Origin of the sequence: Stutzerimonas nosocomialis, from assembly GCF_005876855.1 — a bacterium.
In the GTDB taxonomy this organism is placed as follows: Bacteria; Pseudomonadota; Gammaproteobacteria; order Pseudomonadales; family Pseudomonadaceae; genus Stutzerimonas; species Stutzerimonas nosocomialis.
The window spans coordinates 44355-62738 of sequence record NZ_QLAE01000019.1 but is presented as its reverse complement, the minus strand read 5'-3'; the positions used below and the strand labels follow the sequence as shown (position 1 = coordinate 62738).

24 protein-coding genes and 1 riboswitch are annotated in these 18384 nt (G+C 68.0%); of the genes, 8 read left to right on the top strand and 16 right to left on the bottom strand.

The window, feature by feature from the left end; genetic code table 11:
* Position 1: 1 nt before the first annotated feature.
* From DN824_RS13280 to nrdR, 9 genes are all read right to left on the bottom strand, one after another.
* A complete protein-coding gene (locus DN824_RS13280; RefSeq protein WP_138408876.1) occupies positions 2-643 on the bottom strand; it encodes a retropepsin-like aspartic protease family protein in 642 nt (213 codons plus the stop codon).
* A gap of 110 nt (positions 644-753) precedes the next feature.
* Entirely contained in the window at positions 754-1254 is a 501-nt protein-coding gene (locus DN824_RS13275) for a phosphatidylglycerophosphatase A family protein (RefSeq protein ID WP_138408875.1), read from the bottom strand.
* 42 nt (positions 1255-1296) lie between these two features.
* Positions 1297-2256 (bottom strand): thiamine-phosphate kinase, encoded by a 960-nt coding sequence (gene thiL, locus DN824_RS13270; protein WP_138408874.1) that lies wholly within the window; start codon positions 2254-2256, stop codon positions 1297-1299.
* 13 nt (positions 2257-2269) lie between these two features.
* Positions 2270-2758, bottom strand: a complete 489-nt coding sequence (nusB, locus tag DN824_RS13265) for a transcription antitermination factor NusB (protein ID WP_138408873.1) — start codon at positions 2756-2758, stop codon at positions 2270-2272.
* On the bottom strand, positions 2755-3231 hold the full coding sequence (ribH, locus tag DN824_RS13260) for a 6,7-dimethyl-8-ribityllumazine synthase (protein WP_138408872.1): 477 nt from the start codon (positions 3229-3231) through the stop codon (positions 2755-2757). The genes nusB and ribH overlap by 4 nt, the downstream gene beginning before the upstream one ends.
* Positions 3232-3292: 61 nt before the next feature.
* On the bottom strand, positions 3293-4381 hold the full coding sequence (gene ribBA, locus DN824_RS13255) for a bifunctional 3,4-dihydroxy-2-butanone-4-phosphate synthase/GTP cyclohydrolase II (protein WP_138408871.1): 1089 nt from the start codon (positions 4379-4381) through the stop codon (positions 3293-3295).
* Positions 4382-4395: 14 nt separating this feature from the next.
* Positions 4396-5058 carry a riboflavin synthase gene (locus DN824_RS13250; RefSeq protein WP_138408870.1) on the bottom strand — a complete coding sequence of 221 codons (663 nt, stop codon included), beginning with the start codon at positions 5056-5058 and terminating at the stop codon, positions 4396-4398.
* Positions 5059-5177: 119 nt separating this feature from the next.
* Positions 5178-5332, bottom strand: a riboswitch (FMN riboswitch).
* A gap of 67 nt (positions 5333-5399) precedes the next feature.
* Entirely contained in the window at positions 5400-6509 is a 1110-nt protein-coding gene (gene ribD, locus DN824_RS13245; protein ID WP_174236514.1) for a bifunctional diaminohydroxyphosphoribosylaminopyrimidine deaminase/5-amino-6-(5-phosphoribosylamino)uracil reductase RibD, read from the bottom strand.
* The gene (gene nrdR / locus DN824_RS13240; RefSeq protein ID WP_174236513.1) at positions 6509-6973 is read right to left on the bottom strand and encodes a transcriptional regulator NrdR; all 465 of its coding nucleotides are present in this window, start codon (positions 6971-6973) and stop codon (positions 6509-6511) included. The genes ribD and nrdR overlap by 1 nt, the downstream gene beginning before the upstream one ends.
* Before the next feature lie 116 nt (positions 6974-7089).
* Here nrdR and DN824_RS13235 point away from each other — a divergent pair, with 116 nt between their 5' ends.
* The 4 genes from DN824_RS13235 to trxA all read left to right on the top strand — a co-directional run bounded on the left by DN824_RS13235 (position 7090) and on the right by trxA (position 9666).
* The gene (locus DN824_RS13235) at positions 7090-7515 is read left to right on the top strand and encodes a YbaY family lipoprotein (protein ID WP_138408868.1); all 426 of its coding nucleotides are present in this window, start codon (positions 7090-7092) and stop codon (positions 7513-7515) included.
* On the top strand, positions 7512-8165 hold the full coding sequence (locus DN824_RS13230; RefSeq protein ID WP_138408867.1) for a class I SAM-dependent methyltransferase: 654 nt from the start codon (positions 7512-7514) through the stop codon (positions 8163-8165). The genes DN824_RS13235 and DN824_RS13230 overlap by 4 nt, the downstream gene beginning before the upstream one ends.
* A 17-nt stretch (positions 8166-8182) precedes the next feature.
* Positions 8183-8713 carry an RNA 2',3'-cyclic phosphodiesterase gene (gene thpR / locus DN824_RS13225; protein WP_138408866.1) on the top strand — a complete coding sequence of 177 codons (531 nt, stop codon included), beginning with the start codon at positions 8183-8185 and terminating at the stop codon, positions 8711-8713.
* An 80-nt stretch (positions 8714-8793) separates the two neighbouring features.
* Positions 8794-9666, top strand: a complete 873-nt coding sequence (trxA, locus tag DN824_RS13220; RefSeq protein WP_138408865.1) for a thioredoxin — start codon at positions 8794-8796, stop codon at positions 9664-9666.
* 13 nt (positions 9667-9679) lie between these two features.
* Here the strand turns inward: trxA and DN824_RS13215 are convergent, their stop codons facing one another.
* Positions 9680-10018, bottom strand: a complete 339-nt coding sequence (locus DN824_RS13215) for a hypothetical protein (RefSeq protein ID WP_138408864.1) — start codon at positions 10016-10018, stop codon at positions 9680-9682.
* Between the two features lie 103 nt (positions 10019-10121).
* On the opposite strand from DN824_RS13215, the gene DN824_RS13210 reads away from it, so the two are divergent.
* From DN824_RS13210 to DN824_RS13195, 4 genes are read left to right on the top strand one after another with little or no spacing between them, the layout of a single operon-like run.
* On the top strand, positions 10122-10727 hold the full coding sequence (locus DN824_RS13210) for a DUF2796 domain-containing protein (RefSeq protein ID WP_138408863.1): 606 nt from the start codon (positions 10122-10124) through the stop codon (positions 10725-10727).
* Positions 10728-10758: 31 nt separating this feature from the next.
* Positions 10759-11466 carry an ABC transporter ATP-binding protein gene (locus DN824_RS13205; RefSeq protein WP_138408862.1) on the top strand — a complete coding sequence of 236 codons (708 nt, stop codon included), beginning with the start codon at positions 10759-10761 and terminating at the stop codon, positions 11464-11466.
* Positions 11467-12732, top strand: a complete 1266-nt coding sequence (locus tag DN824_RS13200) for an ABC transporter permease (protein ID WP_138408861.1) — start codon at positions 11467-11469, stop codon at positions 12730-12732.
* A gap of 7 nt (positions 12733-12739) precedes the next feature.
* Entirely contained in the window at positions 12740-13258 is a 519-nt protein-coding gene (locus DN824_RS13195) for a DUF3299 domain-containing protein (RefSeq protein ID WP_138408860.1), read from the top strand.
* Between the two features lie 18 nt (positions 13259-13276).
* Here the strand turns inward: DN824_RS13195 and DN824_RS13190 are convergent, their stop codons facing one another.
* The 6 genes from DN824_RS13190 to DN824_RS13165 are packed head-to-tail and all read right to left on the bottom strand — an operon-like array spanning position 13277 to position 18143.
* Positions 13277-14368: a tetratricopeptide repeat protein gene (locus DN824_RS13190; protein WP_138408859.1), complete on the bottom strand. Its 1092-nt coding sequence runs from the start codon at positions 14366-14368 to the stop codon at positions 13277-13279.
* 1 nt (position 14369) lies between these two features.
* Entirely contained in the window at positions 14370-15071 is a 702-nt protein-coding gene (locus tag DN824_RS13185) for an energy transducer TonB (RefSeq protein WP_138408858.1), read from the bottom strand.
* Positions 15071-15484, bottom strand: a complete 414-nt coding sequence (locus DN824_RS13180; protein WP_138408857.1) for an ExbD/TolR family protein — start codon at positions 15482-15484, stop codon at positions 15071-15073. The genes DN824_RS13185 and DN824_RS13180 overlap by 1 nt, the downstream gene beginning before the upstream one ends.
* A gap of 10 nt (positions 15485-15494) precedes the next feature.
* Positions 15495-16037, bottom strand: a complete 543-nt coding sequence (locus tag DN824_RS13175) for a MotA/TolQ/ExbB proton channel family protein (RefSeq protein ID WP_138408856.1) — start codon at positions 16035-16037, stop codon at positions 15495-15497.
* On the bottom strand, positions 16030-17376 hold the full coding sequence (locus DN824_RS13170; RefSeq protein ID WP_138408855.1) for a MotA/TolQ/ExbB proton channel family protein: 1347 nt from the start codon (positions 17374-17376) through the stop codon (positions 16030-16032). Before DN824_RS13170 ends, DN824_RS13175 begins: the two co-directional genes overlap by 8 nt.
* The gene (locus DN824_RS13165; RefSeq protein WP_138408854.1) at positions 17373-18143 is read right to left on the bottom strand and encodes a DUF3450 domain-containing protein; all 771 of its coding nucleotides are present in this window, start codon (positions 18141-18143) and stop codon (positions 17373-17375) included. Before DN824_RS13165 ends, DN824_RS13170 begins: the two co-directional genes overlap by 4 nt.
* Positions 18144-18384 lie beyond the last annotated feature (241 nt).

The window sequence follows — 18384 nt, the reverse complement described above, 5'->3', positions numbered from 1 at the left end:
GCTAGAGCTTGGACTCCAGCCGCAGCATGCCCTGGTCCTCGCGCCAGCTGATGCGATTGAGGAAGCTCATGCCCAGCAGCGCCTCGGTGGGCGAGCCGCCTTCGATCACCACGGCTTCGACACCCAGCACCTCGAGCGGGCCGACCTTGACGCTGCTCAGATGCACGCGCCAGGCATTGGCGGTGCCGCTGGCCGTGCTGACCACCATCGGCTTGCCGCTCACCCGGTAGTCGATGCCCAGTCGCCGCGCCTGCGCCTCGTTCATGGCGACGGAGGAAGCGCCGGTATCCACCAGGAACTGCACCGACTGGGAATCGATCGAGCCGGCGACCCAGTAATGACCGCCCGCGCCCTGGGCGATGCTCATCTGCGCGCGACTGGGCGCCGCGAAGCCGGCACTGTACTCGCGGCTGAGTTCGTATCGACGTTCGACGCCATCGACACGCAGCACCGCGCCGCGCGAGTCGGCGCTGATCACCTGGACGCCGCCCGGCCCCGTCTGCCCGGCCCGGACCAGCTTGCGCTGCCCGTCGACGAACAGCACGGCCGCGTTTGGAAACAATCCGACCACCTGGACCTGGGTCGCTGCCGCAGTCGCCAGCGGCATCGCCAGCAGCAGGCCGGCAAACAGCATCGAACGCATCGTCTCACTCCGCAGAAAATATCCGGCTTCGCCGCCACGCGGCCAAGCATAGCGTCGGGGTGCAACCGATTCCGGGTAACAGGTCAGGTTAACGGCATCGCGCGCAGGCCTCAGACCAGCGCCCAGACCAGCCCCTGCATGACCAGCCAGGCGGCGACCCCGGCGAGGACATCGTCGAGCATGATGCCCAGGCCGCCGTGCACCTTGCGGTCGACCCAGCTGATCGGCCAGGGCTTGGCGATATCCATCACCCTGAACACCACGAAACCGGCCAGCAGCCAGTACCAGCCCTCGGGCACCAGCCACAGGGTGATCCAGATACCCACCATCTCGTCCCAGACGATGCCTTCGTGGTCATGCACGCCCAGATCCCGGGCGACCTTGCCGCACAGCCAGCAGCCGAACAGCATGGCTACGCCGAGCAACAACCAGTAACCCCAGTCCGGCAACAGCTGCCAGAGCGGAACGAACGGCAGCGCCACCAGCGAGCCCCAGGTTCCGGGCGCCTTGGGCAAGGTACCGGAGCCGAAACCGAATGCCAGGTTGTGCCAGGGATTGCTCCATACCGAGGGTGGCACCGGCGTAGCGGGCGCCTGCAGCGAATCAGTCAAACCGGATCCTTATTGTTGTAAAAGCGAGACCAGCCGAGCACCTCAGCTGGAAAAATGCCGATACCCCTGGTCGGCGAAGGCCACGGGCGCGCCAGCGCTGTCGACCAACCGCACGCCGCTGCCCGCCTCGACCGTGCCGATCGGGTGGACAGGCCAGCCCTGCGCCTGAAGCGACGGCAGCTGATCGGGCGGCAGGGTAAAGGCCAGCAGATAGTCGTCGCCACCCGCCAGCGCGGCAGCCAGGGCCTGCTCGTGTCCGAGGAGCTGCAGCAGCGGCGCCGACAGCGGGATGCGCTCGGACTCGATACGCAGCGCCACGCCGGAGGCCGTCGCGATATGGCCGCAATCGCCGAGCAACCCGTCGGAGATATCCAGCGCGGCACTGGCGCGGCCACGCAAGGCCTGGCCCAGTTCGAGCTGCGGCCGTGGCGCCCAGTAGCGGGCCAGCAAGGCATCGGCCACGGACGGCGGCGCCTGGCGCTGGCCGAGCACCAGTGCCAGCGCGCCCGCGCCATCGCCGAGCGGGCCGCCGACGCAGAGCAGGTCGCCCGGCCGCGCGCCGCTGCGGGTCAGCGCAGCGCCGCGCGGCAGGCGGCCGAAGACGGTAAGTGTCAGGCTGAGCGGGCCACGGGTGGTGTCGCCGCCGAGCAGCCGCATGGCGCAGCGGGCCGCCATGGCATCCAGCCCTCGGGAAAACGCCTCCAGCCAGGATGGCCGGGCCTCGGGCAGGGTCAACGCCAGGGTGAAACCGATCGGCGTGGCGCCCATCGCCGCGAGATCGCTGGCCGATACGCCCAATGCCCGTTGCGCCAGCAGCTCGGGGTCGCAGCCGCCGGGAAAATGCACGGTCTCGACCAGCGTATCGGTGGAAACGGCCAGCACTTCACCGGCCGGCAAGGCCAGCAGGGCGCAGTCGTCGCCGATCCCGAGCAGCACTTCGCCGCCGGACCTTGCACAGGTCGCGGCGGCGAAGTAGTGACGGATCAGCTCGAACTCGCCCACCGTGCGACAGCGCTCAGCGACGCTCGCCGCGCACTTCGGCGCTACGCAGGCTCGGCGCCAGCTTGTCCAGCACGCCGTTGACGAACTTGTGCCCGTCGGTGGCGCCGTAGACCTTGGCCAGCTCGATGCCTTCGTTGATCACCACGCGGTAGGGCACGTCCAGACGCTGCATCAGCTCGTAGGTGGACAGGCGCAGAATGGCCAGCTCCACCGGGTCGAGTTCCTCCAGCGGACGGTCGAGCAGCGGCGCGATGGCCTGATCGAGCTCGGTCTTGCTGCGCGCGACGCCGGTGAGCAGCTCATGGAAGTAGGCGCCGTCGACGCCGGCGAAATCGTTGTCGACGCGAAACTGCGCCTCGATTTCATTGAGGCTCTGCCCGGCCATATGCCACTGATACAGCGCCTGCATCGCCAGGCTGCGGGCCACACGGCGGGTGGCGATGCGCCCTTTGGCCGGCTTGGCCGGCTGGGCGTCGGGACTGTCGTCGCGATTCAGGCTCACTTGGCCTCCAGCTGCGCCAGCAGGCTCACCATTTCAAGTGCAGAAAGCGCGGCTTCGGCGCCCTTGTTGCCGGCCTTGGTGCCCGAGCGCTCGATGGCCTGTTCGATGGAGTCGACGGTCAGCACGCCAAAGGCGACCGGTACGCCGAATTCCATGGAAACCTGAGCCAGGCCCTTGGTGCACTCGCCCGCCACGTATTCGAAGTGCGGGGTGCCGCCACGAATGACCGCGCCGAGGGCGATGATGGCGTCGTACTCGCCCTGCTGGGCGACCTTCTGCGACACCAGCGGAATCTCGAAAGCACCCGGCGCGCGAATGAGGGTGATGTCGCTTTCGTTGATGCCGTGGCGCAGCAGGGTATCGACGGCGCCGCTCACCAGGCTCTCGACGACGAAGCTGTTGAAGCGGCCAACCACCAGGGCGAACTTGCCGCGGGGGGCGATGAAGGTACCTTCGATGGTCTTCAGGGTCATATCGTTACTCATCTCTTTAAAGAACGAAGGCGCCGCGAGCAGTGCGGCGCCTTGGCATCGGTCATTCGGCGGACAGGTATTCTACAACTTCCAGGTCGAAGCCGGATATCGCGTTGAACTTCATCGGCGAGCTCATCAGGCGCATCTGCCGCACGCCCAGGTCGCGCAGGATCTGCGAACCCGCGCCGACGGTGCTGTAGGTGCCCGGCGTTTTCGCCTGACCGCTGGTCCCTTCGCGTACGTGGGCCAGCAGATCCTCGCTGTCCAGCGGATGGCCGAGCAGCAGGACCACGCCGCTGCCCGCCTCGGCGACCGTCGCCATGGCCGCACGCAGGCTCCAGCGCCCCGGCTGGCGAACCATCAGCAGGTCGCGCAGCGGGTCCATGTTGTGCACCCGCACCAGCGTCGGCGTGTCGCCCTGGATCTGCCCGAGGGTCAGCGCCAGATGGACTTCGCCTTCGACCGAATCGCGGTAGGTGACCAGGTTGAACTGGCCCAGCTCGCTGTCGAGCGGCTGCTCGGCGACGCGCTCGATGGTGCGCTCGTGCAGCAGGCGGTAGTGGATCAGGTCGGCGATGGTGCCGATCTTGATGCCATGCTGCTCGGCGAACACTTCCAGCTCCGGACGACGCGCCATGGTGCCGTCGTCGTTCATGATCTCGCAGATCACCCCGGCCGGCTCGAAACCGGCCATCCGCGCCAGGTCGCACGCGGCCTCGGTGTGCCCCGCGCGTGCCAGGGTGCCACCGGGCTGGGCCATCAGCGGGAAGATATGCCCGGGGCTGACGATGTCTTCGGCCCTGGCGTTGCGCGCCGCGGCGGCTTGCACGGTACGCGCCCGGTCGGCAGCGGAAATGCCGGTGGTCACACCCTCGGCGGCCTCGATCGAGACGGTGAACTTGGTGCCGAAGCCCGAGCCGTTGCGCGGCGCCATCAGCGGCAGCTTCAGCGTCTCGCAGCGTTCGCGGCTCATCGGCATGCAGATCAGGCCGCGCGCGAAGCGGGCCATGAAGTTGATGTGCTCGGGCTTGACGCATTCGGCGGCCATGATCAGGTCGCCTTCGTTCTCGCGATCCTCGTCATCCATCAGGATGACCATCTTGCCGGCGCGAATGTCTTCGATCAGTTCATCAATGCTGTTGAGTGCCATCGTGGCAGATTCCTTCAATTCTTCAGGTAGCCGTGTTCGGCCAGAAAACCTTCGCTGATACCGGATGCACTGGGCTCGGCGGCCTTGTCGCCCAGCAGCAGGCGCTCGATGTAGCGCGCCAGCAGGTCGACCTCCAGGTTCACCTGCCGACCGGGGCGGTAGTCGGCCATGATGGTTTCGGCCAGCGTGTGCGGCACGATGGTCAGCTCGAACTCGGCGCCATTGACCGCGTTGACGGTCAGGCTGGTGCCGTCGACCGTGATCGAACCCTTGAGGGCGATGTACCTGGCGAGTTCGCGGGGCGCGCGGATGCGAAATTGCACCGCTCGGGCATTGTCCTGCCGGGAAACGACCTCGCCGACGCCGTCGACATGGCCGCTGACCAGGTGCCCGCCCAGGCGGCTGGTGGGCGTCAGGGCCTTTTCCAGGTTGACCGGGCTGCCGGCCTTGAGGTCGATGAAGGCGGTTCGCGCCAAGGTTTCGCGGCTGACGTCGGCCCAGAAGCCATCGCTGGGCAGCGCCACCGCCGTCAGGCAGACGCCGTTGACCGCGATGCTGTCGCCGAGCTTGACGTCGGCCAGGTCCAGCTTGCCGGTCGCGACGTGCACGCGCACGTCGCCCCCCTTGGGGGTCAGCGCCTTGATGCTGCCGATCGCTTCGATTATTCCAGTGAACATAGAGCCTCCGTGTAGAGGCAACGTGGGTGAGGCATGTGACGAACTCCTGTTTATGAAAAACAGGGCGCTGCAGATCGATAGGGATCGTGACGCGCGCGCGAACGGCGCCCGTCGAGGCATCCCGCTCTCTCTCATCCGGACTATACCGTCGGCCCCGGGATCGCACCGGGTCTGCTGACCTTGCCGCTGGGCAAGCGCTCGCGGGCTAGCGCGCAGGCCTGGCCTGCCGCGCATCACCGCCGGTGGGGAATCGCACCCCGCCCTGAGAACGTGGCCGCATCGCGGCCGACGGCGTTTTTACCACACTCCGGGGGTTCGTGCAGCCGCCGCCGGGCCGGCGCCTAGTGCGCGACGGGTCGGGCGGTGATCCGCCAGTCGTCGCCCACGGCCCGCAGATCGACGATGCGCAGCTCCCGCGCCTCGGCCATGCGCTCCAGCGGCAGCTCCAGCAGCGGGCGCGCCGAGGAACCGAGCAGCTTGGCGGCAACGTAGATCCGGTACTCGTCGACCAGCCCTTGCGCGGCGAACGCGCCCGCCAGTCGCGGGCCGGCCTCGACCAGCACCTCATTGGCGCCGCGCGCACCGAGCGCCGCCAGCAATGCCGGCAGGTCGACCCGCTCGTGGCCGGCCAGCGCCAGCAGTTCGTGACCGGCGGCCCGGTAACGCGCCGCCCCGGTGTCGTCGAGGGTCGCCACCAGCGCGGGGCCGGCCTGGAAGAATGGCGCATCGAGCGGCACCCGCAGGCGGCCATCGACCAGCACGCGCAACGGCGGACGTTGCAGCGCCAGCGCCGCGAGCGACGGTTCCAGTCGCAGCTCCTCGGCACGCACGGTCAGCCGCGCGCCGTCGATCAGCACCGTATCGGCGCCAGTGAGCACCACGCTCGACCGCGCCCGCAGCGCCTGCACATCGGCGCGCGCGGCGGGTCCGGTGATCCACTGGCTCTCGCCCGAGGCCATGGCCGTGCGCCCGTCCAGACTCATCGCCAGCTTGACCCGGACGAACGGCAGGCCGCCCTCCATGCGCTTGATGAAACCGGGATTGAGTTCGCGCGCCTCGGCCTCGAGCACGCCGCAGACCACGTCGATCCCGGCGTCACGCAGCCGCTGCAGGCCGCGCCCGCCCACCTCGGGATTGGGGTCCTGCATCGCCGCGACCACACGGGACACGCCGGCCTTCACCAGCGCATCGGCGCAAGGCGGCGTGCGCCCGTGATGGCTGCACGGCTCGAGCGTGACGTAGGCGGTCGCACCACGCGCGCGGTCGCCGGCCATGCGCAGGGCATGCACTTCGGCATGGGGCTCGCCGGCACGCTGGTGCCATCCCTCGCCCACGACCTGGCCGTCACGCACGATGACGCAGCCGACACGGGGATTGGGGTGGGTCGAATACAGGCCCTGGCGCGCCAGCTGCAGGGCGCGCGCCATCGGCTGGAGATCGGCGGCGTCCATCAGGCCTTGGACGGCTCGCGGGACAGCCGCTCGATTTCCTCGCGGAACTCGTTGAGGTCCTGGAAGCGCCGGTAGACCGAAGCGAAGCGGATGTAGGCCACTTCGTCGAGCTTCTGCAGCTCGGCCATCACCAGCTCGCCGAGCACCAGCGACTTGACTTCCCGCTCGCCGGTGGCGCGCAGCTTGCTCTTGATGTGGGCGATGGCTTCCTCGAGGCGCTCCACGCTCACCGGCCGCTTTTCCAGCGCGCGCTGCATGCCGGCGCGCAGCTTGTCCTCGTCGAACGGCTGGCGACTGCCGTCCTGCTTGATCAGCCTCGGCATCACCAGTTCGGCGGTCTCGAAGGTGGTGAAACGCTCGCCGCAAGCGAGGCACTCGCGGCGACGCCGGACCTGGTCACCCTCGGCAACCAGGCGCGAATCGATGACCTTGGTATCGTTCGCACTACAGAAGGGACAATGCATGGGAAAGGCGGGAGTCAGAACGTCGGGAAAGCCATGGTAGCGCATCCGACCGTCAAGACAAGCGGAGGGATTTGCTGCTATACAGCGGCCATCCCACCTGTTTCGAGGAGCCTTCCGTGCCGTTATTTCCCGCAGTCCTGTCCGGTCTCCTGGTGCTTCTCGCCGGCTGCGCAAGCCCGCCTGCCGAACCACCGACCACCCCGCCCGTGGCTGAACTGCCGGTGGCCGACAGCAAGCTGCTGCATGAACTCAGCGGGACCCTGGTCGGCGCGCCGGCCGGCAGCGAAGTCGAGCTCGCCCTGCTCGATGTCGACCACGAGCAGCCGGATCGCCTGCTGGCCAACGTCAAGCTCAACGGCCGCGGCACCGACCTGCCGTTCATTCTCAGCTTCAACCCCGAGACCTTCGCCAAGAGCCAGCGCGTGGAGCTGCGCGGACGCGTCACCCAGTCCGGTCAGCTGATCATGCGCCTGCCCGCCCGCCAGATCCGCAGCAGCGCCAGCCAGGCACTCGGCCCGCTCAGGCTGGAACCGGCGCCGTGACGGCTCCCGCGGCCCTGCAGGCGGCCCTGAATGAACGGTTGGGCGACGCCCGCCTGGTGGTCGAGACGCTGCCGGGCACCGAGCTGCAGCTGTGGTTGATCGACGGGGCCAACATGGACCGCGCCTTCAGCCCCGATGAAACCCGACGAATCCTGGAAGAGCCGCCGTACTGGTGCTTCTGCTGGGCCAGCGGACTGGCGCTGGCGCGCTGGCTGGCCGAACACCCGGAACGACTGGCAGGCAAGCGGGTACTGGATTTCGGGAGCGGTTCGGGGGTCGCCGCGATCGCCGCGGCAAAGGCCGGCGCAGCGCAGGTCGTGGCCTGCGACCTCGACCCTGTGGCACTCGAGGCCTGCCGCGCCAATGCGGCCCTCAATAACGTGACGCTCGATTACTCGGCGGACTTTTTCGCCGAGACCACGCGCTACGACCTGCTCATCGTCGCCGACGTGCTCTACGACCGCGCCAACCTGCCGCTGCTCGACGACTTCCTCGGCCGGGGACGCGAAATACTGGTGGCGGACTCGCGCGTACGGAACTTCGCCCATCCGGCCTACAGACGCCTGGCCGTGCTCGACGCCTGCACCTGGCCGGACCTTGCCGAACCCGTCGAATTTCGCCGGGTGAGCCTGTACCAGGCCTATAGCTGAGGGCTTGCGCAGCGGCCATGAGCGATCCGACCCTGCGCCTGTTCTTCGCCCTGCCCTGTCCCGATCCGCTGCGCCCGGTTCTGTCCGCCTGGCGCGACGGCCTGGGCCTGGACGGCCGCCCGGCCGCGCCCGCCAACCTGCACCTGACCCTGGCGTTTCTCGGCAGCCTGCCGTCGACACGCCTGCCGCAGCTGCGCCGGATCGGCGCCGCGCTGCAGTGCCATCACCGCTTCGAGCTACACCTGCAGCGGCTCGAGCAATGGAAACACGGCCTTACCGTCCTCATGCCCGACGCGCCACCGCAGGCCTTGCTGGAGCTGCAGCGCGACCTGGGCCAACGCCTCGTGGCGCAGGGGCTGGCCCAGGACAACCCCGACTTTCGCCCCCACGTGACGCTGTTCCGGCAGGCCGCGCCGATCGCACGACACCCGCAGGTCTCGCTGCGCTGGCCTGCCGAACGGGTCGTTCTCTGTCTGTCCGAAAACCTGCCCGGCGGCGTACGCTACCGCGAGATGGACAGCTGGCCCCTGCCCCCCGATACCCGCTGACCGCGCCCCTTGTTTCCTGCCCAGGCGCCTCCATTTACCATGCACCCACTTTCAGTCGTCCCGACGTGTCGAGTATTCCCATGAACGATACCCCCTACATCTTCGAGGTATCCGGCGCCGCCGCTTTCGAGCAGCTGGTGGTCGAGAACTCCTTCCACAAGCCGGTGCTGGTGGATTTCTGGGCCGAGTGGTGCGCCCCTTGCAAGGCGCTGATGCCGCTGCTGGCCAAGATCACCGAGGAGTTCCAGGGCGAACTGCTGCTGGCCAAGGTCAACTGCGACATCGAGCAGGACATCGTGGCGCGCTTCGGCATCCGCAGCCTGCCGACCGTGGTGCTGTTCAAGGATGGCCAGCCGGTGGACGGCTTCGCCGGCGCGCAGCCCGAATCGGCCATCCGCGCCATGCTGCAGCCGCACGTGCAGCTCCCCGCCGCGCCGCAGGCCGATCTGCTGGAGACCGCCCAGGCCGCGTTCGCCGAGGGGCGGATCGCCGAGGCCGAAGCCCTGCTCAAGCAATTGCTCGGCGAAGACAACGAAAACGGCGCCGCGCTGATCCTCTACGCGCGCTGCCTGGCCGAACGCGGTGAGCTTGGCGAAGCCGAGACCGTACTCGGTGCCGTCAAGGGCGACGAGCACAAGCAGGCACTGGCCGGCGCGCGGGCGCAGCTGACCTTCCTGCGCCAGGTCGCCGAACTGCCGGAAGCCGCCGACCTGAAAAGCCGCCTGGCGGCCAATGCCCAGGATGACGAGGCCGCATATCAGCTGGCCATCCATCAGCTGGCGCGCCAGCAATACGAGCCGGCACTCGAAGCCCTGCTCCAGTTGTTCGTGCGCAACCGCAGCTATGCCGACGGCCTGCCGCACAAGACGCTGCTGCAGGTGTTCGACCTGCTGGGCACCGAACACCCGCTGGTGACCCTCTACCGGCGCAAGCTGTACCAGGCGCTGTACTGAGCCATCGACCGGGCTACGGCTCGACCCAGAAAAAGGTCGGCGCGTCCTTGCCGGTTTCCAGGCGTACCCGGTCGCTGTGGCGCAGGCGAACCATCAGCCGCTTTCCCGCCTGAGCATTTCCCGCCAGGGCTTCAAGGGCCGCCAGCAACTGCGGCCCCTCCATCTCTCCGGCCTGGCGCAGCACCTGCTGCGCCGCCTCCCAAAGCGCGTCGACCGGGCGCGCAGCCGGTTGCGGCTGCGGTTGCGGCGCGGCCACCGGCCCTTCGGCGCTCAATCGCGCCCAGTCCTCGGGCTCCAGCTCGACGCTGAGGTCCACCGGCCAGTCCCCTATGCGTCCCCTGATTCTGATCATCGCTACGGCCTCCCCTGCATTGACGCCATGCTACATGCCGATTGAGCAAACGCCAGTGCAGCGGTAAAGTTGTTATAACATTACCAAACCAAGGAGATTCCCCATGCGTCGCCTGCTGCTAGCGCTCCCCTTCGCCCTCATGCCCCTGGCCCATGCGGCCGAGCACAGCCACGCTCATGATCACGACCATGACCATGAGCACGGCAGCCTTTCCGCTCACGAGCATGGCGTCGCTCGACTCAACGTTGCCCTGGACGGCCAGACCCTGGAGCTGGAACTGGAAAGCCCGGCGATGAATCTGCTCGGCTTCGAGCATGCCGCCACCAGCGATGCGGACAAGGCCACGCTGAACGCTGCGCGCGAATCGCTGGAGCAACCGCTGGCGCTGTTTTCCCTGCCTGCCCAGGCCGGCTGCAGCGTAGCGTCCACGGAGCTGGAGAGCCCGCTGTTCGGCGGCAAGGCGCATGGGCACACGCATGCCGAGGAACACGGCCATGATCACCAGCATGGCGAGCACGATCACGAGCACAGCGACATCAGCGCGCACTACCAGCTGAGTTGCTCCACGCCGGGCGCGCTGAAAACTTTGGACTTGAACGCAGTGTTCCAGCGTTTCCCCGATACCCGGACAATTCAGGTACAACTGATCGGCCCGAGCGGGCAGCAAGGCGTCGAGCTGACCCCGGGCAATCCGCGTCTGAACTTCTGACACCTCGAGCCTTGGCCCTAAGCGGTAACGCATGACTCAACCACTGATCGAGCTGCACGACCTCGGTTTCGCCTGGCCTGGCCAGGCGGAGCTGCTGGATATTCCCCACTTTCAGCTGCACGCCGGCGAGAGCCTTTTTCTCAAGGGCCCGTCGGGCAGCGGCAAGACCACCCTGCTCGGCCTCCTCGGCGGCGTCCAGGTCCCCGGGCGCGGCAGCGTACGGCTGCTCGGGCGCGAGCTGGAGAAGCTCTCGGCCAGCGCGCGCGACCGTTTTCGCGTCGACCATACCGGCTACATCTTTCAGCAGTTCAACCTGCTGCCCTTTCTCTCGGTGCGCGAGAACGTCACGCTGCCGTGCAGTTTCTCCCATCAGCGCAGCCAGCGCGCCATCGCCCGCCACGGCAGCGTGGATGCAGCCGCCACCGAACTGCTGGCCCACCTGGGACTGCCGTCGGCACTGCTCGACAGACGCGCCGAAGCGCTGTCGATCGGCCAGCAGCAGCGCGTCGCCGCAGCCCGCGCCCTGATCGGCCAGCCGGAGCTGGTGATCGCCGACGAACCCACCTCGGCGCTCGACGCCGACACCCGGGAAGCCTTCCTGCAGCTGCTGTTCGCCGAATGCCGGGCAGCCGGCTCCAGCCTCCTGTTCGTCAGCCACGACCAGAGCCTGGCGCCGCTGTTCGACCGCAACCTGTCGCTGTTGGAACTCAACCGCGCCGCGCGGCCCTCGGAGATCTGAATGCACCTGCTACGCCTGGCCCTGGCGAGCCTGAACAATCGCCGTTTCACCGCGCTGCTCACCGTCTTCGCCATCGCCCTGTCCGTCTGTCTGTTGCTGGCGGTCGAGCGGGTGCGCACCGAAGCCCGCGCCAGCTTCGCCAGCACCATCAGTGGCACCGACCTGGTGGTGGGCGCCCGCTCCGGCTCGGTCAACCTGCTGCTGTACTCGGTGTTTCGCATCGGCAACGCGACCAACAACATTCGCTGGGAACATTTCCAGCACTTCGCCGAACACCCGCGGGTGAGCTGGGCGATACCGCTGTCGCTCGGGGACTCCCATCGCGGATATCGGGTGCTGGGCACCAGCCAGAGCTATTTCGAACACTACCGCTACGCCCGCCAGCAGCCGCTGGAGATCGCCGAAGGCCGCAGGTTCGAAGAGGACCCGTTCGAAGTGGTGCTGGGCGCCGAAGTGGCCGATGCGCTGCGCTACAGGCTCGGCGAAGAGATCGTGCTGGCCCATGGCGTGGCCCGGGTGAGCCTGGTCCAGCACGACGACAAGCCCTTCAGGGTCGTCGGTATCCTGAAGCGCACCGGCACGCCGGTGGACCGCACGCTGCACATCTCGCTGGCCGGCATGGAGGCGCTGCACATCGACTGGCAGAACGGCATGCCGGCGCGCGGCAATGCCCGCATCGATGCCGAACAGGCCCGCCACATGGACCTGCAACCCAAGCAGATCACCGCCTTCCTGCTCGGTCTCAACAGCAAGGTGGCGACCTTCAGCCTGCAGCGTGAAATCAATGAGTTCCGCGGCGAACCCCTGCTGGCGATCCTGCCGGGCGTGGCGCTGCAGGAGCTGTGGAGCCTGATGGGCACCGCCGAACAGGCACTCTTCGTGGTCTCGCTGTTCGTGGTGCTGACCGGCCTGATCGGCATGCTCACCGCGATCCTCACCAGCCTCAACGAGCGACGCCGGGAGATGGCCATCCTGCGCTCGGTCGGCGCGCGGCCCTGGCACATCGCCGGCCTGCTCGTGCTCGAGGCGTTCGCCCTGTCCCTGGCCGGTGTCGTGCTGGGGCTCGTCCTGCTCTATGCAGGCATAGCCCTCGCCCAGGGCCCGCTGCAGAGCGGCTACGGCCTGTACCTGCCGCTGGCGCTGCCGAGCCCCTATGAGTGGCGCCTGCTCGGCGCTATTCTGGGCGCCGCCCTGCTGATGGGCTGCGTACCGGCCTGGCGCGCCTATCGGCAGTCGCTGGCCGATGGCCTATCGATCCGACTGTGAGGACCCCATGCCGCGCGTTTTTCTGATCCTGCTACTGGCCTTCGCCGCCCCGCTCTGGGCGGCCGACTCGCCGCGCGAACTGAACTGGTCCGAGCTGGTACCGGCCGACGCGCCGCCCCCTCCGCCACCGATTCCGGTGCACGACTTCTCGCAGCTGTCCGACGTGCTAGGCGAGAGCGGCCCCGCCGCCCTGCAGCAGTCGCCCTCGGCCCCGGTGGTCAAGGAACTGGACGGTCAGCGCGTGAAGCTTCCGGGGTACATCGTGCCGCTGGACATGACGGACGAAGGGCGGGTGATCGAGTTCCTGCTGGTTCCCTACTTCGGGGCGTGCATCCACGTTCCGCCGCCACCGTCGAACCAGATCGTGCATGCGACCAGCAAGGTCGGCGTCATGGTGGACGTGCTCTACGAGCCCTTCTGGATCGAGGGCCCGCTGCGGGTCGAGCATGCCAGCAGCGAACTGGCCGAGGCCGGCTACCAGATGGACGCCCAGAAAATCTATCCCTACGAGCTGCCGGACAGCTGATCGACTCGTCCGTGGGCTTCAGCGCACCTGAGCCACCTGGCGCTCGCGCTCGAAGCTCAGTTCGCTCTCGGCCCATTCGCGCCACGCACGCACCTGGCGACGTTCCGCACCGGCTCGTTCGGCCTGCCGCAAGGCATCGAGCCCTGCCTGCCAGTGGGCCTGTTCGAGCTCCAGCTGAGCCAGGTTCAGCCAATGCTTGGAATTGCCGGAACGCCCCGCGAGGTTGCGGTAGATGGACGCCGCGGCGCCGCGCTCGCGGGCCTGCCACCAGAGCATGCCCAGCCGCTCCTCGCGGGTCGCGTTGCCCGCCAGCAGACCGGACTTCAGCATGCCGTCCAGCAGCCTAGCGCCCTGCCAGGGTTGCCCTGCGGCGCTGGCCAGCAGCACCAGGTTGTCCAGCTCCGACTCGCTGAAGGCGATGCCCTTGACCTGCGCCGCCCGCAAGGTCGCCAGCGCCTTGTCGTCGTCACCGGCCATTTGCTGCAACGCGGCAAGCTGACGCCAGTCCCGGGGACGGTCGGGATGACGCGCCAGCAGCACGCGCTGCCAGCGCTCGGCGGCCTGGTAGCGCTTGAGCTCGGCGTTGCCGGCGACCAACAGCTGGTACCAGGTGTCGGCCGCTTTCGGATTGCGCTGCACGTAGCGCTCGGCCAGTGGCAGGGCCTTGGTGTGCTGGCCGAGCCCCTGATAGGCCTGCACCAGCATCTGCAGTACGTCCTCGTCGGCATTGGCCGCCTGCGCCGACAGCAGGCTGACCACCTGGGCGTAGCGGCGCTCACCCAGGTTCAGGCGCGCCAGGTTGAGGCGCTCACGCGCCTGCGACTCATCGTCGAGCTTGCCGCTGGCGAACGCCCTGCCCAGGAAATCCAGCGCCTGGGCGTTGTTGCCCTCGGCCCAGGCGAGATAGCCACGACTGCGCCACAACAGCGCTTCCTCGAGGCTGCCGGGACGCGGCGTGGCGCCTTCCAGCGCACGCCGGGCGGCCGCGTAGTCACCCTTCTGCTGGGCGGACTGGGCGGTGTCGAGGGCGCGGAACACGCCCGGATCGATGCTCTGCGCCGCACAGGAGAAGGACGCGACCAGCATCAGCAAAGGCAGCAAACGTGTCATTTCAACCTCCTTCGAGTTTGAAGTGCAGGGTTTTGACCGCTTCTCGCGACACCGCAGCGCCGCCCTCGGTGCGCGGCGCGAAACGCCAGCGCGCCGCGGCACGCCGGGCCTCGCGATCGAAGACGTTGCGCGGCGACGCTTCGAGCACGCGGATATTTTCGACCCGGCCCTGGGGCGTGATGGTGAACGCCAGCTTGATATGGCCCTCGATCCCCTGCTGCCGGGCGCGGTAGGGATATTCCGGCCGTATGTCGTTGAGCGGCGTGACTTCCTGCTCGGGGCCGCCGGACTGTGCCGCGGGCGCCGCCGGGCTGGACGGCGCCGCCGGCGCGGGGGCCGGTGCGGGAGCCGGCGCAGCGGCGGTCAATCCGGAAAGGCTCGGCGTGGGCGCCGCCGCGACGGCGATGCCGGTATCGATACTCGGCATGTCCAGGTCGAGCTTCGGCAGGCTGGCGTTGGGCGTGCTCATCGCCGGGGTCGGAGGTGTCGGCGGCTGCGGCGCCTTCGGCTGTGGCGGTTCGGGTGCCTGTTGCCGGGAGCGCGGCGAGCTTTCGCTGCTGCGGTTGTCCATGCGCACGAAATTGGCGACCGCCACCGGATCGTCCTCGACCTTGCTGCGCGGTGGCGAGACCATGCTCAGCATCAGGGCGAAGAGCGCCAGCGCCATGAGGCAGGCGCCGGCGAAGGACAACCCCAGGCGCATCATCGCCCTCCTGCGCTGGCCGCCAGCGCGACGTCCTGCACACCAGCCAGGCGCGCCTGATCCATGACCTGGACCACCAGCCCGGTGCGCGCGTCCTGATCGGCCTGGACCACCACGGCACCATCGGGCTGATCGACCCGCATCTTCTCGACGTGGGCGCGGACGCTGCGAACGTCGACCGGCTGCTTGTCGATCCAGACCTGCCCGTCGGCGGTCACCGCGATCAGGATGTTGCCCTTGTCCTGGGCGCTGGCCGTATCGGCCTGGGGCCGCTGCACTTCGACACCCGACTCCCTGATGAAGGAGCTGGTGACGATGAAGAAGATCAGCATGATGAAGACCACGTCGAGCATCGGCGTGAGGTCGATGCCGGTGTCTTCTTCCTGCTGGTAATGGTGACGACGCATTCGCATCAGAACATCCTCAATCGTGACGCAGCTGGTCGGCCAGCCGGTCGAGGGCCTGCCGCGCGTTTCGCTCGAGACGCGCCAGGCTGAAAAGTCCGGTAATGGCCAGCACCATGCCGGCCATGGTCGGCAAGGTCGCTTGCCACACGCCCGCGGCCATTCCGCGCGGGTTGCCGGTGCCGTTGAGCGCCAGCACGTCGAACACCGCGATCATGCCGGTGACGGTGCCGAGCAGGCCAAGCAGCGGATACATCGCCACCAGCGTCTTGCTCAGCCGCAGCGGCATGGTCAGCTGCTGCTGGGCCTGGGCCAGCCAGGCACTGCGCACGGCACGCTGGCGACTGTGGCTGAGCTCGAGTCGATGCCAGGCGGCGCGGCGCTCCTCGACCCAGCGCGGGAACACCCGGCGCATGAACCACAGCCGCTCGAACACCAGCGTCCAATAGACCACGCAGAGTGCCGCCAGGGCCCACATCACCATGCCGCCCGCGGACATGAAGTCGAGCAGCGCATAGCCGCTGTCGACCAGCCGCAGCCAGTGGATGTGGAAATCAGTCACGGCGCGGCGCTCCGGACAGGTGCAGCGCGATCAGGCCGGCGCTCTGCTGTTCGAGCATCTGGATCAGCGCCTTGCTGCGGCTGGCCAGCAGGCTGTGCAGGAACAGCAGCGGAATGGCCACCACCAGGCCGAGCACGGTGGTCACCAGGGCCTGGGAGATGCCGTCGGCCATCAGCCGGGAGTCGCCGCCACCGCTCTGGGTGATGGCCTGGAAGGTGACGATCATGCCGGTCACGGTGCCCAGCAACCCGAGCAGCGGCGCCACGGCGCTGAGCAGCTTGAGCAGCGGCTGGCCCCGTTCGAGCGGCGGTGTTTCCTGCAGGATCGCCTCGTCCAGCTTGAGCTCTAAGGTCTCCAGGTCCGCCAGCTGCGGCTTGGGACCCAGCACGCCGATGACTCGGCCCAGCGGGTTGTCGTCGCGCGGCGTACTCAGTTCGCGGACCTGGCGGCTGACCTTGCGGCCTACGCCCGCGAGATAGACCATCCGCCAGGCCGCCAGCAGCAGGCCGAACACGCCTAGGGCGATGATCACCCAACCCACCAGACCGCCCTGCTGGACCCGATCCCAGAGATTCGGCTGGCGCTGCAGCTGGGCCAGCAAGGTGCCGCGGCTGGGGTCGACCGGCAATGTGGCAAGCTCGGCGTTGCTGCTCAGGTAATCGCGCACCATGCCCTGTCCGGACGGCTGACGCGCCGGCGCCAGCAGCTCGCCGGTGTCGGCGTCGTAACGCAGGAAGCTGTCATCGGTAAATGCCGAGAAGGTGCCGACGCGAAGCACCGGCTGGCGGCTTCGGCTGCCATCGGCGGAGACCACCGGAAGCTCGACGCGCTCGACGCGGCCGCTGGCCGCCAGGTCTTCGAGCAGGGTCATCCAGAAGCCGTCCAGGTCTTCGGCCGACGGCAGCGCGCGGCTCTCGGCCAGAGCGCGCAACTGCCTCACGCGCTCGGGGTACTGCACGTTGAGCATGCTGTCCTGCCACTGGCCGGAGATATCCCCGGCGCTTTGGCGCACCACGCCGAACAGCTCGCCCAGATGACCAACCCGCTGCGACAGCAGTTTTTCCTGTTCGGCCAGCTCGGACTCCTGGCGATCGAAATCGGCCTTCAGCCGCTCGGCCTCGGCCTTTTGCTTGTTCAGTTCCGCCTGGGCCTGGGCCAGCAGACGGGACTGCTCGCCGCGATCGGCGAGGAATGCCTGCTCGCGCTGCTGCATGGCGCTGACTTCGGCGGCGCGATCGCTGCGGATGCGCTGCAACAGCTGGTCGGGCGTGAGGGGATCGGCGGCCTGCGCCAGGGCAGGGATCAGGCCGACGAACAGCAGGTAGAACAGACGACTCATTGCGCGGCCTCCTGGCCCAGGGTTTTCACCGGCAGCTGCAGATAGGCGGGCGCCTGTTGTTGCCGGGCGATGGCGATGGCCTGGGTAAGGGGTCGCCGGGCTCCGCCGTCGAGCACTTCCCAGCGCTGGGCCTTGGGATTCCACCAGCCGCTCTCGTGGGCATCGAGGGTCTGGTAGTAGAGCATCGTGCGGCCGAGCCTGAAGAACTCGACGCTGCGCGCCGCGTCACCTTGGCCAAGCTCGCCGCGCCAGGCCTCCAGCGTACGGCCGTAGTCGCTTTCGATCTGATAGGCCTCGAGGATGCGGCGGTATTTATCGGCCAGGCTGATGTCCGCACGGGGCAGCATGTCCTGCAACTGCGCCAGCCGGTCGGCGCGCTCGTCCGGCAGGAACGGCAGATCCGCCGCGATGAACTCGCCCAGCACCTGCACCATCCGGCTCATTTGCGGCGTGACCGCTTCCTGGGTGCGTTCGATGCTGTCGAGCTGACGCTGGAAACCTTCGAGCTCCTTGCGCTGCGCCGCGGTCAATTCGCGAAGCTGCTCGTTGTAGGCCTTCAAGGCCTCGGCCTGCTGGACGGCGCTGCGGTAGTCGAGAAGCGCCTGCCGGGCGGCATCGTCCAGTTGTTCGATCCGTGCCTGGGAGGCCTTCGCCTCGGCCGCCAGGCGCTGACTCTCGTCGAGGGCCTCGTCCAGCGGGGCAGCCTGCAACGGCAGGCAGAACGACAACAGGACGCCTGCGAGCAAGCGAGTCGGGTACAGATTCATGCGGAGTGGACCCTCGGTTTCGCGATCAAAGCGTTATGTTATAACAATATTGGCGAGCGCATTGCCTACTGCATCGATTACTGACAATGGGATGCGGCAGCAGATTCAGAAAGAGAAACATTATCATCTGCAAGCAGAGCTCAGCGCAACCGACTCCCTGTGCGCGGGCCGGCAGGCTTTATTGAGCTGGATCAAGTTGCTCCAAACGCAGCGACCTACCATGAGCCTCAGTCGCAACACA

Excerpts from the sequence above, each read along its gene's own strand:
- DN824_RS13280 (WP_138408876.1), bottom strand. The coding sequence starts at position 643 with ATGCGTTCGATGCTGTTTGCCGGCCTGCTGCTGGCGATGCCGCTGGCG.
- ribH (WP_138408872.1), bottom strand. The coding sequence starts at position 3,231 with ATGACCCTGAAGACCATCGAAGGTACCTTCATCGCCCCCCGCGGCAAG.
- ribBA (WP_138408871.1), bottom strand. The coding sequence starts at position 4,381 with ATGGCACTCAACAGCATTGATGAACTGATCGAAGACATTCGCGCCGGC.
- DN824_RS13250 (WP_138408870.1), bottom strand. The coding sequence starts at position 5,058 with ATGTTCACTGGAATAATCGAAGCGATCGGCAGCATCAAGGCGCTGACC.
- ribD (WP_174236514.1), bottom strand. The coding sequence starts at position 6,509 with ATGGACGCCGCCGATCTCCAGCCGATGGCGCGCGCCCTGCAGCTGGCG.
- nrdR (WP_174236513.1), bottom strand. The coding sequence starts at position 6,973 with ATGCATTGTCCCTTCTGTAGTGCGAACGATACCAAGGTCATCGATTCG.
- thpR (WP_138408866.1), top strand. The coding sequence starts at position 8,183 with ATGAGCGATCCGACCCTGCGCCTGTTCTTCGCCCTGCCCTGTCCCGAT.
- trxA (WP_138408865.1), top strand. The coding sequence starts at position 8,794 with ATGAACGATACCCCCTACATCTTCGAGGTATCCGGCGCCGCCGCTTTC.
- DN824_RS13215 (WP_138408864.1), bottom strand. The coding sequence starts at position 10,018 with ATGATCAGAATCAGGGGACGCATAGGGGACTGGCCGGTGGACCTCAGC.
- DN824_RS13210 (WP_138408863.1), top strand. The coding sequence starts at position 10,122 with ATGCGTCGCCTGCTGCTAGCGCTCCCCTTCGCCCTCATGCCCCTGGCC.
- DN824_RS13205 (WP_138408862.1), top strand. The coding sequence starts at position 10,759 with ATGACTCAACCACTGATCGAGCTGCACGACCTCGGTTTCGCCTGGCCT.
- DN824_RS13200 (WP_138408861.1), top strand. The coding sequence starts at position 11,467 with ATGCACCTGCTACGCCTGGCCCTGGCGAGCCTGAACAATCGCCGTTTC.
- DN824_RS13195 (WP_138408860.1), top strand. The coding sequence starts at position 12,740 with ATGCCGCGCGTTTTTCTGATCCTGCTACTGGCCTTCGCCGCCCCGCTC.
- DN824_RS13190 (WP_138408859.1), bottom strand. The coding sequence starts at position 14,368 with ATGACACGTTTGCTGCCTTTGCTGATGCTGGTCGCGTCCTTCTCCTGT.
- DN824_RS13185 (WP_138408858.1), bottom strand. The coding sequence starts at position 15,071 with ATGCGCCTGGGGTTGTCCTTCGCCGGCGCCTGCCTCATGGCGCTGGCG.
- DN824_RS13180 (WP_138408857.1), bottom strand. The coding sequence starts at position 15,484 with ATGCGAATGCGTCGTCACCATTACCAGCAGGAAGAAGACACCGGCATC.
- DN824_RS13170 (WP_138408855.1), bottom strand. The coding sequence starts at position 17,376 with ATGAGTCGTCTGTTCTACCTGCTGTTCGTCGGCCTGATCCCTGCCCTG.
- DN824_RS13165 (WP_138408854.1), bottom strand. The coding sequence starts at position 18,143 with ATGAATCTGTACCCGACTCGCTTGCTCGCAGGCGTCCTGTTGTCGTTC.